The following is a 13,995-nucleotide window of genomic DNA, read 5'->3' on the forward strand; positions in this document are numbered from 1 at the left end:
GCTGCTTATCTGTTTGTTGTCGCGCTTAGCGGCCGGACTTGAACTCGGTCCACAGCCGCGTTTGCAGCCGCTGGATTTCCTGCGGCAGCGGTTTCAACAGGAACAGCGTCTTGATGGTTTCCGGCGACGGGTACACGGCCGGATCGTTCGCGACGTCCTTGTCCACGTACTTGCGCGCTTCCATATTGACGCTCGGGTAGTACACGGCGTTGGTGATCGCGGCGTGCACCTGCGGCGTCTCGATGTAGTTGATCCACTCGAGCGCGGCTTCCTTGTGCTTCGCATCCTTCGGAATCGCCATCACGTCGAACCACACCGGCGCGCCGCCCTTCGGCACGAAGTACTCGATCTTGTACGGCTTGTTCGCCTCGATCGCGCGATGCTTGGCGATCACGACGTCGCCCGACCAGCCGTACGCGAAGCAGATGTCGCCGCCGACGAGGTCGTTGATGTAGCCCGACGAGTTGAACTGCGTGATGTACGGGCGGATCTTTTTCAGCATCGCGAGCGCGGCGCGGTAGTCGGCCGGGTTCGTGCTCATCGGGTCTTTGCCTATGTAGTGCAGCGCGGCTGCGAACATCTGGTCCGGTGCGTCGAGCACCGACACGCCGCAGGCCTTCAGCTTCGAGATGTATTCCGGCTTGAACAGGATGTCCCAGCTATCGAGCGGCGCGTCCTTGCCGAGGATCTGCTGGACCTTCGTCACGTTGTAGCCGAGGCCGGTCGTGCCGTACGCCCAGGGCACCACGTACTTGTTGCCCGGATCGGCGCCGGCGACGAGCGCCATCAGCGACGGGTCGAGGTACTTCAGGTTCGGCAGCTTCGATTTGTCGAGCGGCTCGAAGATGCCCGCGGCGATCTGCTTGCCCGCGTAGTTGCTGGTCGGCACGACGATGTCGTAGCCCGAGTGACCGGTGAGCAGCTTCGCCTGCAGCGTGTCGTCGCTGTCGTAGTTGTCGTACTTGACCTGGATGCCGGTCTGTTTGGTGAAGTTCGGTATTGTGTCCTTCGCGATGTAGTCGGACCAGTTATACACGTTGAGCTGCGTATCCTTCGCAGCGGCCGTCAACCACGGCGCCGCGCACAAGATCAGCGCCGCCATATGCCCCACTATCCGCTTGTTCATCCCGTTCTCCGATCCTCTCGTCACTCAAGCCGCGCCGTCGCCCGCACGGTCCCCTGAAAACCCCGAAAACTACCACCAATTATTGCCCGCACAAAAAAAAACCCGGAGCTGTCGCGCAAACGGTACAGGCTCTGGCCGCACCCTTGCAAAATGGGCGCAATTTTAACGGGTTATCGGCGGCGCGTGTCTACCGAAAAATACGCGGTCGTCGGCCGCGCTTTATCCGCGCTGGGCACCGGCTGCGAGGGTTTCGTCGAGTCGCTGTTATCTGGTTGTCAGCTCGGCGTTGGCTCGCACCTGGGCGGTGCGCCGCTCTGGCGCGCGCGAGTGTCGGACGGTGCTTGCCGGTGCAGAGCCGCGTCGGCGTCCGGCGCGCCTTTCATGCGCCGCGGCGCCGCCACGAATGCTCCTATCATGATCTTTTGATGCGTATTGTGCGACGTCGTCGCGCGACGGCCGGCCAGCCGCTGCGCGCGCGCGATGGGCATGTGACTTGCAGCAGGATGCGTTTCCCACAAGCTCGGGCACGATGAACACCAATCCTTTCGCGATGCGTCCCAACCCGCGCCGGCGCCTGCCGGGCGAGCCGACGCGTCCGGCGCACTGGTTCTCGTTCCTCGGCGCCGGCGCGCTGATCGCAGTCGGCTATATCGATCCCGGCAACTGGGCGACCGCGCTCGGCGCCGGCGCGGGCTACGGCTACCGCCTGCTCGGCATCGTGCTGCTGTCGAGCCTGATGGGGATGCTGATGCAATGGCTGTCGTCGCGCCTCGGCGTCGTGACCGGGCGCGACCTCGCGCAATTGTGCCGCGAGCGCAATGGCCGGCGCGCGACGCTGTTCCTGTGGATGACGAGCGAGGTCGCGATCGTCGCCTGCGATGTCGCCGAGGTGGTCGGCAGCGCGGTCGCGCTGCAACTGCTGCTCGGCGTGTCGCTGACGGTCGGCGTGCTGATGTCGGCGGTCTGCACCTTCGCGCTGCTCGCGCTCCAGCAGAAAGGCGGCCGCAGGCTGGAGGCGGTGATCGCCGCGCTGATCGGCTTCGTCGGCCTGTGCTTCGTCGTGCAGCTCGCGCTCGCGCGGCCCGACTGGCACGCGGCGCTGGCCGGCACCGCGCCGAGCCTGGAGCTGATCAGAAGCGCGGGCATGCTGTGGCTAGCGGCGGGCATCGTCGGCGCGACGGTCATGCCGCACAACCTGTATCTGCATTCGGCGCTGGTCAAGCATCACGCGCCCGACAGCAGCGACGCGCAGATCAAAGCCGCGCTGCACGTCGTCAATCTCGATACTTTCGGCTCGCTTGCGTTCGCGTTCGTGATCAACGCGGCGCTGCTGATCGTCGCGGCGGCCGTGTTCTATGCCAGCGGTCATCGCGACGTGACCGATCTGGCCGATGCGCATCGGCTGATCGCGCCGCTCGTCGGCAGCCGCTGGGCCGGCATCCTGTTCGCGACGGCGCTGCTCGCGTGCGGACTCAGCGCGACCGTCACCGGCACGCTGGCCGGTCAGACGGTGATGGAGGGCTTCCTGCGGCTGCGGTTACCGCGCTGGAAACGCGCGCTGCTCACGCGTGCGCTCGCGATCGGGCCGGCCCTGCTCGCGGTGGGCGTGTTCGGCCAGCATGGCTCGAATCAGTTGCTGGTCGCGAGCCAGGTCGTGCTGAGCTTGCAATTGCCGCTCGCGGTCGTGCCGCTGATCCGCTGCGCGTCCGATGCGGCGCTGATGCGCGGCTGGCGCGTGCACGGCGTGCCGCTCGTGCTGTCATGGCTGTCGGCGGCGTTCATCATTGCGCTCAATGGCGCGCTGATGTGGCAACTGGCGACTTCGGCGTGATCGCAGACGCAAAGGTCAGCGCAATTGACATGAAGTTCGCACGACGCTGAGCGGCGCATGCAAGCCGCGCGGCGCGCATCGGTTAACATAGCGGGACTTCGCCTCCCCGCCTCAAGGTTTCCGATGACTTCGAATCTCCACGATCTTCCCGACAGCCCGTGCATCGGCGTCTGCTCCACGCTCTTCGACGAGGTCTGTAAAGGCTGCGGCCGCACCGCCACCGAAGTGTCGAACTGGGTGTTTCTGAGCGACGAGGAAAAGCGCGCGATCTGGACTCGGATCGAACGGGAAGGCACGGCGATGCGGTTTCAGAACGACAAGATGTGAGGGTGTTCGTTGCGCGCATCGCACGTTGACGCGACCATAAAAAAAGCCCGCTTCGACGAAGCGGGCTTTTTGCTGTGACGCGATTCGATCAGCGTGAACCGAAGCGCTTATTGCACGCCCTGACTCGTCAGGAAGTCCTCATAGTTGCCACCGAAGTCGTTCAGCGTGCCATTGGTCTTCACTTCGATGATCCGGTTCGCGAGGCCGCTCACGAACTCGCGGTCGTGGGAGACGAAAATCAGCGTGCCGTCGAACTTGTCGAGCGCGATCTGCAGCGACTCGATCGACTCCATATCCATGTGGTTGGTCGGCTCGTCCATCAGCAGCACGTTGTGGCGGCCCAGCATCAGCTTGCCCCAGATCATGCGGCCCTTCTCGCCGCCCGACAGCACCTTGACCGACTTGCGGATGTCGTCCGCATTGAACAGCAGCCGGCCGAGCGTGCCGCGCACCATCTGCTCGTCGTCGCCTTCCTTGCGGTACTGGTCGATCCAGTCCATCAGCGTGACGTCGCCCGGAAACTCTTCGTACGTGTCTTGCGGCATGTAGCCGACGTTGGCGTTTTCCGCCCACTTCACCGTGCCGTGGTCGAGTTGCAGATTGCCGAGCAGCGAACGCAGCAGCGTGGTCTTGCCCGCGCCGTTCTCGCCGATGATCGCGATGCGCTCGCCCGGCTGCACGCTGATGCTGAAGTTATTGAAGATCGAGCGCTCGTATTTCTTGGAGATGCTGTCGGCGACCACCGCGATGTTGTGCAGCTTCTTCTCGAACTCGAAGCGGATGAACGGGTTCTGCCGCGACGACGGCTTGAATTCCTCGATCTTGATCTTGTCGATCATCTTCAGACGGCTGGTGGCCTGGCGCGCCTTCGACTTGTTCGCCGAGAAGCGGCGCACGAAGTCCTGCAGATCGGCCACGCGCTCCTTCGCCTTCGCGTTGGCGGCCTGCTGCCGCTCGCGCGCCTGCGTGCTGGCGAGCATGTAGTCGTCGTAGTTGCCCGGGTAGACCTTCAGCGTGCCATAGTCCATGTCGGCCATGTGGGTGCAGACCTGGTTCAGGAAGTGCCGGTCGTGCGAGATGATGATCATCGTCGAGTTGTACTGGTTGAGAACATCTTCCAGCCAACGGATCGAGTTGATGTCGAGGTTGTTGGTCGGCTCATCCAGCAGCAGCACGTCCGGCTTCGAGAACAGCGCCTGCGCGAGCAGCACGCGCAGCTTCCAGCCGGGCGCCACGTTGCTCATCGGGCCGTTGTGGTCTTCGATCGCAATGCCGATGCCGAGCAGCAGCTCGCCCGCGCGCGCTTCGGCCGTGTAGCCGTCGTACTCCGCGAACTTCGCTTCGAGTTCGGCCGCGTGCATGTAGTCGTCGTCGGTCGCGTCGGGGTTCGCGTAGATCGCGTCGCGCTCGGTCATCGCGGCCCACATTTCGGCGTGGCCCATCATCACGACGTCGAGCACGCGCACGTCTTCGTACGCGAACTGGTCCTGGCGCAGCTTGCCCAGACGCACGTTCGGCTCGAGCATCACGTTGCCCGAGCTGGGTTCGAGATCCGAACCGAGAATCTTCATGAAGGTGGATTTACCGCAGCCGTTCGCACCGATCAGGCCATAGCGATTCCCTCCCCCAAATTTGACCGAAATGTTCTCGAAGAGGGGCTTCGGCCCGAATTGCATGGTGATATTGGCAGTAGACAGCACAGCGCGTCCCTTTGAATGTGATATCGGCGAAAAACCCAATATTTTAGCAGGTTTGGAGATTTCAACCGGACAGTTGTTCCGGCGCGACCCGCGTCACCCGCTCGAGCCGCCGCGCGGCGTCTGCAGAATGTCGATAAAGGCCGAAAAATCCGCGTCGGCGAGCCCCATTGCCGCACCCAGTCGCAGCAATTGCTGGACCGTCGACGCGACCGGCATCGGCGTGCCGGTCTCGTAGGCGCTCCCCCGCCGCGCCGAACACGATCTGCTCGACCGCGCGCGTGCGGTTCCACACATGCACGCTATGACCCGGCGCGCGGCAGGTGCCGGATCATCGGCGCGCCCATCAGGCCGGGGCCGCAAAAACCAGTTTCCACGTTCGAACCTCGTCGGTTATCAGATTGAATGGCTTATGTTGCGTACGGATGATAGCGACCGCGCCAGGCGCTTAAGTCGCGCGATACCGGGCATGCGATGTGCGGTATCGATGGTTCGAGCGGGCGACGTCTGGTCCGCCGCGCAGGCGATTGCGCTGGCGAGGACGCATCTGTCCGTCGGACTGCGCGAACCGTTGCCTATACTTTTTTCCATGCACGTTTCCGAGCAGCGTTTTACTGACCAGCGGCGCACACCAAGGAGGAACTCATGTCAGAACACGTTTACAAGAAGATCGAACTGACCGGTTCGTCGAAGAAATCGATCGACGACGCGATCACCACCGCGATTGCCAAAGCGTCGGAAACGCTGCGCAATCTGCACTGGTTCGAGGTCACGGAAACGCGCGGCCAGATCGAGAACGGCAAGGTCGCGTACTGGCAGGTAACGTTGAAGGTCGGCCTGCGCATCGAGGACTGAGCGGCGACCGCACGACACGCTTGCCCGTTGCCACGCGCAAGCCGCAAACAGAAAAGCTGCGTCCAGGCCGGGCTGGACGCAGCTTTTTTTCAACAACGGACCGCCCGATTTACTTCGGCAGCGATCCGTCGACACCCTCCACGTACCAGTTCAGGCGCTGCAGTTCCGGATCGGTCAGCGTCTTGCCTTCAGGCACCTTCACCGTGCCCGACTGATCCTTGATCGGGCCCGTGAACACGTCGCGCTTGCCGCTCGCGAGTTCGTCGCGTTTCGCGGCAACCTGCTTCTGCCCATCGGCCGGAATCGCCGAGGTGTTCAGGTCCTCGAGGTTGACAGCCTTCTGCGGAATGCCCCACCACACCGGATCGTTCTTCCACTTGCCGTCGAGCACCTGCTGGATCACCGCGCTGTAGTACACGCCCCAGTGCGCGACTACCGAGCCGAGATGCGCATCAGGACCGAACTTCTTCATGTCCGAATCCCAGCCGAACGCGTGCACGTGCTTCTCCGACGCGGTCGCGAGCGTCGCGCTCGAATCGGTGTTCTGCAGCAGCACGTCGGCGCCCTGGCCGATCAGCGTTTCGGCGGCCTGCTTTTCCTTGCCCGGATCGAACCAGCTGTTGATCCAGATCACCTTCGTATGCACCTTCGGATTCACCGAGCGCGCGCCGAGCGTGAACGCGTTGATGTTGCGCACCACTTCCGGAATCGGCACCGACGCGACGAAGCCGAGCGTGTTGCTCTTCGTCACGTAGCCCGCGGCGACGCCGGCGAGATACGCGCCCTGGTACATGCGCACGTCGTAGGTGCCGAAGTTCGGCGCCTTCTTGTAGCCGGTCGCGTGCAGGAAGATGGTGTCCGGGAAGTCCTTCGCGACCTTCAGCTCGAAGTCCTGGTAGCCAAAGCTCGTGCCGAAGATGATCTTGTTGCCCTTGTTCGCGAGATCGCGGAACACGCGCTCGGAGTCGGCCGATTCCGGCACGTTCTCGACGCGCGTGATCTTGATCCTGTTGCCGAACTTCGCTTCGGCTTCCCGCGAGCCCTGATCGTGCGCGTAGGTCCAGCCGGCATCGCCCGGATTGCCGAGATAGACGAACGCGACGCCCGGCACGTCGGCGGCCTGCGCGGTTTGCGCGAGCGGCGCCGCAAGTGCCAGCGACGCCGCACCCCAAGCGAAAGCGGTCAGCAGATTTCTTCTCTTCATCTTTTTTCCCTGTCGTAATGAGCGAATAGTTTGAGCGATCGATAAAGAACCTGTGTCGCCGTCAGCCCGCCGAGAAAAACGGCTTGCCGAGCGACGCGGGTGCATTCAGGCGAATCGTGTTCGGATTGCGCGAGATCAGCGCGAGCACGACGATCGTCGCGACGTACGGCAGCATCGCGAGGAACTGCGTCGGCACCGGCACACCGATCGCCTGCGCATAGAACTGCAGCCCCGTCACCGCGCCGAACAGCAGCGAGCCGATCAGCAGTCGCCCAGGGCGCCACGTCGCGAACACCACGAGCGCGAGCGCGATCCAGCCGCGGCCCGAGGTCAGGTTCTCCTGCCACAGGTGCAGATTGACGATCGAATAGTAGCCGCCCGCGAGCCCCGCCATGCCGCCGCCGAACGCGACCGCCCCATAGCGCACGCCGACCACCGGAAAGCCGACCGAATGCGCGACCTGCGGCGATTCGCCGACCGAGCGCAGCACGAGTCCCGCGCGCGTGCGATAGAGGAACCAGCCGATCGCGGCGAACATCAGGAACGCGAGGTAATCGAGCGGCGTGAGGGTAAACAGCGCGGGGCCGAGCACCGGGATGTTCGACAGGCCGGGGATCGTCCACGTATCGATCGTCGCGCGCACCGCCGCCGACGTGTACGGCTTGCCGACGTACGCGGACAGCCCGATGCCGAAGATCGTCAGCGACAGGCCGGTCGCGACCTGGTTGGCGAGCATCGTCAGCGTGAGGAACGCGAACAGCAGCGACATCGCGAGACCGGCGCCGATCGCGGCGAGCACGCCGAGCCACGGGCTGCCGGTGATCGACGTGACCGCGTAGCCGCTGACGGCGCCCATCAGCATCATCCCTTCCACGCCAAGATTGAGTACGCCCGACTTTTCGGCGACGAGTTCGCCGGCGCCCGCGAACATCAACGGGATCGACGCGGTGATCGCGCTCGACGTGAGCGCGCTGGCTTGCTGGATATCCATATCGAGTCTGAAAGCGGATTAGCGGGCTGATTGGCAAACTCAACGAGCCACTGCTGCGGCCGAGCGGCGCCGCACGCGGTAGTTCACGAACAGGTCGGCGCCGAGCAGGCAGAACAGCAGCAGCCCCTGGAACACGCCCGAGAGCGCCTGCGGCAATTGCATCGAGGTCTGCACCGCTTCGCCGCCGAGATACAGCAACGCCATCAGCAGACTGGCGAGCACGATGCCGAGCGGATGCAGCCTGCCGACGAACACGACGATGATCGCGGTGAAGCCGTAGCCCGGCGACCACGTCGCCTGCAACTGGCCGATCGGACCGGCGATTTCGCCCATACCGGCGAGGCCCGCGAGGCCGCCGCTAATCAGCAGCGACGTCCAGATCGTCTTCTTGTCGGAGAAACCGGCGTAACGCGCGGCGAGCGGCGCAAGTCCGCCGACGTTCATCCGGTAGCCCGCGAAGCTCTTGCGCATGAACAGCCAGACGAGCGGAATCGCGATCAGCGTGAGGAACACGGACGCGTTCAGGCGCGTGCCACGCAGAAATTTCCAGTGCCAGTCGCCATACAGCGTCGGAAACAGCGCGTCGCCGCTGAACATCTCCGACAGCGGGAAGTTCATGCCCTGCGGATCGCGCCACGGGCCGCTCACGAGATAGATCAGCAGTTGCGTCGCGACGTACGTGAGCATTAGGCTCACGAGAATCTCGTTGGTATTGAAGCGGCTCTTCAGAAACGCGGGAATCGCGGCCCACGCCATGCCGCCGAGGATGCCGGCCGCCATCATGGTCGGCAGGATCCACCAGCCGCTCGCCTGATCGAAATAGATCGCGACGCCGCTCGCCGCGATGCCGCCGAGCAGCATCTGCCCTTCGGCGCCGATGTTCCACACGTTCGCGCGATAGCCGATCGCGAGACCGAGGCCGATCAGGCACAGCGGCGACGCCTTCAGCAGCAGCTCCGACCAGCCGTTGATGCTCGACAGCGGCTCGATGAAAAACGCGTGCATCGCCTGCAACGGGTCGCGGCCGACGAGGCCGAAGATCAGGAAGCCGATCGCGAGCGTCAGCAACGCGGCGATCAGCGGCACGGCGAGCTGCATCGTGCGCGACGGCGACGTGCGGGCTTCGAGTCGATAGGGAAGCATCATGGGTAGCATGTATTTGTTCGGGTTCTGTTCTTCAGGGTCCGCATTCGCGTGCGTGGTTAGCGTCTCGGCGCGGCCGGCGGGCAACGCCTCGCCTCATGCATGCGCCGGCTGATCCGCCGCGGGCGCCGCGCCCTCGCGGTCGCCGAACAGCCCCGCCATCCAGCGGCCGATTTCCTCGGCGTTGGTCGCACCGGTCGCGCGCACCGGTGAAAGCCGCCCGCCCGCGAGCACCGCGATGCGATCGCAGATATCGAACAGCTCTTCCAGTTCCTCCGAGATCACCAGAATCGCAACGCCGCGCGCCGACAGATCGAGCAGTTGCTGACGGATGAACGCCGACGCGCCGACATCGACGCCCCACGTCGGCTGCGCGACCACGAGCACCTTCGGCGCCTGCAAAATCTCGCGGCCCATGATGTATTTCTGCAGATTGCCGCCCGACAGACTTTGCGCGAGCGCGTCGGGGCCGCCGCAGCGCACGTCGAACGCGTCGATGCAGCGCTTGGCGAATGCGCGCATCACACCCGTTTTGATCCAGCCCGAGTTGACCATGCTCTGCCGATGCGCGGTGAGCAGCGCGTTGTCGGCGAGGCTCATCGCCGGCACCGCGCCGCGGCCGAGCCGCTCTTCGGGCACGAAGCCGAAGCCGAGCGCGCGCCGCCCGCCCGCGCCGAGGCGCGCGGCCGGTTTGCCGCAGATCGTGATCGCGTCGGCCGGCAGGCTGCGTTTTTCAGCGCGCTTCTCTCCGGACAACGCCGCGAGCAGTTCCGCCTGCCCGTTGCCCGACACACCGGCAATGCCGAAGATCTCGCCCGCATGCACGCTGAACGACACGTCGCGCAACGAGGTGCCGAACGGATCGTCGCTCGCGACCGACAACTGCCTGACATCGAGCAGCACCGCGCCCGGCTTGTGCTCGCGCCGCGTGTAGTCCGGCAGCGAGTGGCCGACCATCAATTGCGCGAGCGATGCATGCGTCTCGTTCTTCGGCGTCACATGGCCGGTCACGCGACCGCCGCGCATCACCGTCGCGGTGTCGCACAACTCCTGGATTTCGTCGAGCTTGTGGCTGATGTAGAGGATGCTGCAGCCCTCGGCCGCGAGCCGGCGCAGCGTCGTGAAGAGCTTGCGGACCGCCTGCGGCGTCAGCACCGAGGTCGGTTCGTCCATGATCAACAGACGCGGATTCTGCAGCAGGCAGCGCACGATTTCGACACGCTGCCGCTCGCCGACGGTGAGGCTGTGGACATGCCGCTGCGGATCGATGTCGAGCCCGTAGTCGGCCGACACCTCGCGGATGCGTTTGGCCAACGTCTTCAGATCGAACGGTTCGTCGAGCGCGAGCGCGATGTTTTCGCCGACCGTCAGCGTCTCGAACAGCGAGAAGTGCTGGAACACCATGCCGACGCCGAGCTTGCGGGCGGCCGCCGGACTCGCGATGTCGACCGTCTCGCCTTCCCAACGGATCTCGCCGGCGTCGGGTCGCACGGCGCCGTAGATGATCTTCATCAGCGTGCTCTTGCCCGCGCCGTTCTCGCCGAGCACCGCGTGGATTTCGCCGGGCGCGACGACGAGCGTGACGTCGTCGTTGGCGCGCACGGCCGGGTACTGCTTCGTGATGCCCGTCATTGCGAGCCGAGGCACCGCCTGGCCGGTGAGTTGCGCGCCGTCGCTAAGTGGAGTGTCGCTCATGAGATTCCGTAGTGCGTTCGTGACGCTGCTTGCCGCCTGCTTGCCGCCTGCTTGCCGCCGGATTGCGGACTATCGGTCCGCCCCGCCGGCGGGCGATCCGTCACCACAACCGGATGACAATACCTAATTCGCCCCACTCAGTCGAGTTGACAAAATTCCCGCAAACCCCCGCCGCTACAAGCTCTGCGGGTATGTCGCCCTTGACGCCGTTTTTCGTCCATATTAAAACGCATATACCCCCACGTTCGTTCGATCAGCCAGCACATATATTCGGAGAATCCATGAGCCAGCAACGCGAGGCGATCGACACGTACCTGCTGCGCGTGTTGCACACGCTGCTGATGGAGCGCAGTGTCACCCGCGCCGCCGTCAAACTGAACCAGTCCCAACCCGCCATCAGCGCGGCGCTGCGCCGTCTGCGCGACATCACTGGCGACCCGCTGCTGGTGCGCGGCAAGTCCGGCATGGTGCCGACCGAGTACGGTCTGCGCCTGCTCGAACCGGTGCAGAACGCGCTGCGCGAAATCGAGCGCATCAAGTTCCAGCAGCACAACTTCGATCCGGCCACGTCGATCCGCTGCTACCGGATCGGCTGTCCCGACTACCTGAACGTGCTGTTCGTGCCGACGGTCGTCGAACGTTTCCGCAAGGCCGCACCGAACGCGACGCTCGAATTCCATTCGCTCGGCCCCGCGTTCGACTACGAACTCGCGCTCGAGGACGGCAAGCTCGACATCGTGGTCGGCAACTGGCCGGAGCCGCCCGAGCAGTTGCATCTGTCGAACCTGTTCGTCGATCAGATCGTGTGCCTGATGAGCAACACGCATCCGTTCGCCAAACGCGGCGGGCTCACGCTCGACCAGTACCTGAACGCGCCACATCTCGCGCCGACGCCGTATTCGGTCGGCCAGCGCGGCGCGATCGACGTGCATCTCGCGCGCGAGCGGCTCAAGCGCCATGTGGTCGTCACGTTGCCCTACTTCAATCTCGCGCCGTACGTGCTGATCAAATCCGATCTGATCTTCACGACGACGCGCCTCTTTGCCGACTACTACGCGAAGTTCCTGCCGCTGACCGTGGTGGCCGCGCCACTCGACTTTCCGCCGATGCAGTACTACCAGCTGTGGCACGAGCGCGTGCATTACTCCGACGAAGTGCGCTGGCTGCGCGGCCTGGTTGGCGAGGCGACCCGGACGTTGATCGACAAGTCCTGACGCCGCATGCGGCGCTGATCGCACTGGCGCCGCCGCTCACGGATCAGCGACTCGCGGCTTGCGCGCGGCGCGGCGCGAGTGCCGCCCGTTCCGCTCGAGCTCAAGCGGCCGCCTCGTAAAGCTGCCGCGCGAGCGCGTTATGCCGCTCGATCACCGGCCCGAGTTCGAGCGTCGCCAACTGCCCATTGTTCACCACCACCTTGCCGTCGATCACGCTATGGCTGACCTGCGACGGCGCGCAGAATACCAGCGCCGCCACCGGATCGTGCAGTGCGCCGGCGAAGTGCGGCTCACGCAGATCGAACGCGACGAAATCCGCGGCCATGCCGGGCGCGAGCGCGCCGATGTCGTCGCGATTGAGCACGCGCGCACCACCCAGGGTCGCGATTTCGAGCGCCTCGCGCGCGGTCATCGCATCGGGCCCAAAACCGACACGCTGCAGCAACAGCGCCTGGCGCACTTCGGCGACCATCTGCGCACCGTCGTTCGACGCCGAACCGTCGACGCCGAGCCCGACCGGCACGCCCGCGAGCCGCATGCGCTTGACCGGCGCGATGCCCGACGCGAGCCGCATGTTCGAGCACGGACAGTGCGCGACGCCGGTGCCGGTGCGCGCGAACAGCGCGATGCCCGCGTCGTCGAGTTGCACGCAGTGCGCATGCCATACGTCATGGCCGACCCAGCCGAGATCGTGCGCATACTCGGCCGGCGTCATGCCGAACTTCTCGCGGCTGTACTCGACGTCGTTGAGGTTCTCCGCCAGATGCGTATGCAGCGACACGCCGTACTGGCGCGCGAGCGCCGCCGATTCGCGCATCAGGTCGCGGCTCACCGAAAACGGCGAGCACGGCGCCACAACGACGCGCAGCATGGAGTAGCGCCCATCGTCGTGATACGTCTCGATCAGACGCTGCGTGTCCTTCAGGATGTCCGCTTCGCGCTCGACCACCGAATCGGGCGGCAGGCCGCCGTCCTTGCGTCCCACGCTCATGCTGCCGCGCGCCGCATGAAAGCGCATGCCGATTCGGCGCGCGGCCGCGATGCTGTCGTCGAGACGGCTGCCGTTCGGATAGATATACAAATGGTCGCTCGACGTCGTGCAGCCCGACAGCAGCAGCTCGGCCATCGCGGTCAGCGTCGATACTTCGATCATGTCAGGCGTGAGGTTCGCCCACACCTTGTACAGGTTCGTGAGCCAGCCGAACAGCTCGGCGTTCTGCGCGGCGGGAATCGCGCGCGTGAGGCTCTGGTACATGTGGTGATGCGTGTTGACGAGGCCCGGAATCACGAGATGGCCGTGCAGGTCGAGTACCTGGTCGGCCGTTTGCGGCAGTTGCGTGGTCGGTCCGACCGCGACGATCCGGTTGTCCTCGATATACAGCCCGGCGTCGCGCAGTTCGCGCCGCTCGTCATCCATCGTGACCAGCACGTCCGCGTGCTTCACGAGCATCGTTTTACCGGGTTGTTTCAGTGCTTCATTCATCGTCATTCGTCTGTCCGCCTGATTGCCTGCATGCAAAGCCGTTCGAACGCGATTGGCCCGGTTACCCAGCGTGAGTCGCCGTCTTCGGGGTTGTCCGTGCCAAAGGCCTGCCTTTGCACGGGTGTGTCGCGCCGCACAGCGCTTACCTTCGGTAGCCAAAATCCCGCTGACAACCCGCGCGGTTGCGATACCCAACTTCACACCGCCAATATAGTGGTGCATTTTTGGCGCCGGTACGATCGGCCGATGAGCCGGCGCGGCTTTCGTCTGGCTGTCCATCATGCGCGAACTATTATCTTTCCTATCGCTCGCGCCCGGGACAGAGCATCCTTTCTACAATGGCTGCCACGGCGCTCGCTTCGATTCGCCGACGGGTATGTAGCCACTAACGTGGAGCCTCGATCCGCCGCAAACGTAATGGATCGGGCC

Annotated in this window: 11 protein-coding genes and 2 pseudogenes; 4 read left to right on the plus strand and 9 right to left on the minus strand. The window is 64.6% G+C overall.

What is annotated here, in order from left to right; translation table 11 throughout:
- Positions 1–25: 25 nt before the first annotated feature.
- Positions 26–1,126, minus strand: coding sequence for a polyamine ABC transporter substrate-binding protein (locus tag OKW29_RS26395; protein WP_184056793.1), 1,101 nt, complete (start codon positions 1,124–1,126; stop codon positions 26–28).
- 529 nt (positions 1,127–1,655) lie between these two features.
- Here OKW29_RS26395 and OKW29_RS26400 point away from each other — a divergent pair.
- The gene (locus OKW29_RS26400; protein WP_429293188.1) at positions 1,656–2,957 is read left to right on the plus strand and encodes an Nramp family divalent metal transporter; all 1,302 of its coding nucleotides are present in this window, start codon (positions 1,656–1,658) and stop codon (positions 2,955–2,957) included.
- 123 nt (positions 2,958–3,080) lie between these two features.
- Positions 3,081–3,284, plus strand: a complete 204-nt coding sequence (locus OKW29_RS26405) for a DUF1289 domain-containing protein (protein ID WP_429293189.1) — start codon at positions 3,081–3,083, stop codon at positions 3,282–3,284.
- Positions 3,285–3,391: 107 nt separating this feature from the next.
- Here the strand turns inward: OKW29_RS26405 and OKW29_RS26410 are convergent, their stop codons facing one another.
- From OKW29_RS26410 to OKW29_RS26420, 3 genes and pseudogenes are all read right to left on the minus strand, one after another.
- Positions 3,392–4,984: an ABC-F family ATPase gene (locus OKW29_RS26410; RefSeq protein ID WP_090800503.1), complete on the minus strand. Its 1,593-nt coding sequence runs from the start codon at positions 4,982–4,984 to the stop codon at positions 3,392–3,394.
- 93 nt (positions 4,985–5,077) lie between these two features.
- A pseudogene (locus OKW29_RS26415) lies at positions 5,078–5,224 on the minus strand (NAD(P)-dependent oxidoreductase); the annotation flags it as partial.
- 27 nt (positions 5,225–5,251) lie between these two features.
- Positions 5,252–5,358: pseudogene (locus OKW29_RS26420) on the minus strand (NAD(P)-binding domain-containing protein); the annotation flags it as partial.
- A gap of 268 nt (positions 5,359–5,626) precedes the next feature.
- Here OKW29_RS26420 and OKW29_RS26425 point away from each other — a divergent pair.
- Entirely contained in the window at positions 5,627–5,836 is a 210-nt protein-coding gene (locus OKW29_RS26425; protein ID WP_018435559.1) for a dodecin, read from the plus strand.
- 109 nt (positions 5,837–5,945) lie between these two features.
- Here OKW29_RS26425 and OKW29_RS26430 read toward each other — a convergent pair whose 3' ends face one another.
- The 4 genes from OKW29_RS26430 to OKW29_RS26445 all read right to left on the minus strand — a co-directional run bounded on the left by OKW29_RS26430 (position 5,946) and on the right by OKW29_RS26445 (position 10,869).
- Entirely contained in the window at positions 5,946–7,040 is a 1,095-nt protein-coding gene (locus OKW29_RS26430; protein WP_429293190.1) for a BMP family ABC transporter substrate-binding protein, read from the minus strand.
- Between the two features lie 61 nt (positions 7,041–7,101).
- On the minus strand, positions 7,102–8,031 hold the full coding sequence (locus tag OKW29_RS26435) for an ABC transporter permease (RefSeq protein ID WP_090800507.1): 930 nt from the start codon (positions 8,029–8,031) through the stop codon (positions 7,102–7,104).
- Positions 8,032–8,070: 39 nt separating this feature from the next.
- Entirely contained in the window at positions 8,071–9,177 is a 1,107-nt protein-coding gene (locus OKW29_RS26440; RefSeq protein ID WP_429294940.1) for an ABC transporter permease, read from the minus strand.
- Positions 9,178–9,270: 93 nt separating this feature from the next.
- Complete coding sequence (locus OKW29_RS26445) at positions 9,271–10,869, minus strand: ABC transporter ATP-binding protein (protein WP_184066071.1); 1,599 nt, start codon at positions 10,867–10,869, stop codon at positions 9,271–9,273.
- Positions 10,870–11,150: 281 nt separating this feature from the next.
- On the opposite strand from OKW29_RS26445, the gene OKW29_RS26450 reads away from it, so the two are divergent.
- Positions 11,151–12,083, plus strand: coding sequence for a LysR substrate-binding domain-containing protein (locus OKW29_RS26450; protein ID WP_184022674.1), 933 nt, complete (start codon positions 11,151–11,153; stop codon positions 12,081–12,083).
- A 100-nt stretch (positions 12,084–12,183) separates the two neighbouring features.
- On the opposite strand, the gene OKW29_RS26455 is transcribed toward OKW29_RS26450, so the two are convergent.
- Entirely contained in the window at positions 12,184–13,572 is a 1,389-nt protein-coding gene (locus OKW29_RS26455) for an 8-oxoguanine deaminase (RefSeq protein ID WP_429293191.1), read from the minus strand.
- Positions 13,573–13,995: the final 423 nt, after the last annotated feature.

Origin of the sequence: Paraburkholderia sp. CI3 (assembly GCF_050436505.1) — a bacterium.
GTDB classification, from domain to species: domain Bacteria; phylum Pseudomonadota; class Gammaproteobacteria; order Burkholderiales; family Burkholderiaceae; genus Paraburkholderia; species Paraburkholderia tuberum.

Coding starts and splice junctions, on each gene's coding strand:
- OKW29_RS26430 (WP_429293190.1), bottom strand. CDS start 7,040: ATGAAGAGAAGAAATCTGCTGACCGCTTTCGCTTGGGGTGCGGCGTCG.
- OKW29_RS26395 (WP_184056793.1), bottom strand. CDS start 1,126: ATGAACAAGCGGATAGTGGGGCATATGGCGGCGCTGATCTTGTGCGCG.
- OKW29_RS26450 (WP_184022674.1), top strand. CDS start 11,151: ATGAGCCAGCAACGCGAGGCGATCGACACGTACCTGCTGCGCGTGTTG.
- OKW29_RS26405 (WP_429293189.1), top strand. CDS start 3,081: ATGACTTCGAATCTCCACGATCTTCCCGACAGCCCGTGCATCGGCGTC.
- OKW29_RS26445 (WP_184066071.1), bottom strand. CDS start 10,869: ATGAGCGACACTCCACTTAGCGACGGCGCGCAACTCACCGGCCAGGCG.
- OKW29_RS26435 (WP_090800507.1), bottom strand. CDS start 8,031: ATGGATATCCAGCAAGCCAGCGCGCTCACGTCGAGCGCGATCACCGCG.
- OKW29_RS26455 (WP_429293191.1), bottom strand. CDS start 13,572: ATGACGATGAATGAAGCACTGAAACAACCCGGTAAAACGATGCTCGTG.
- OKW29_RS26400 (WP_429293188.1), top strand. CDS start 1,656: ATGAACACCAATCCTTTCGCGATGCGTCCCAACCCGCGCCGGCGCCTG.
- OKW29_RS26425 (WP_018435559.1), top strand. CDS start 5,627: ATGTCAGAACACGTTTACAAGAAGATCGAACTGACCGGTTCGTCGAAG.
- OKW29_RS26440 (WP_429294940.1), bottom strand. CDS start 9,177: ATGATGCTTCCCTATCGACTCGAAGCCCGCACGTCGCCGTCGCGCACG.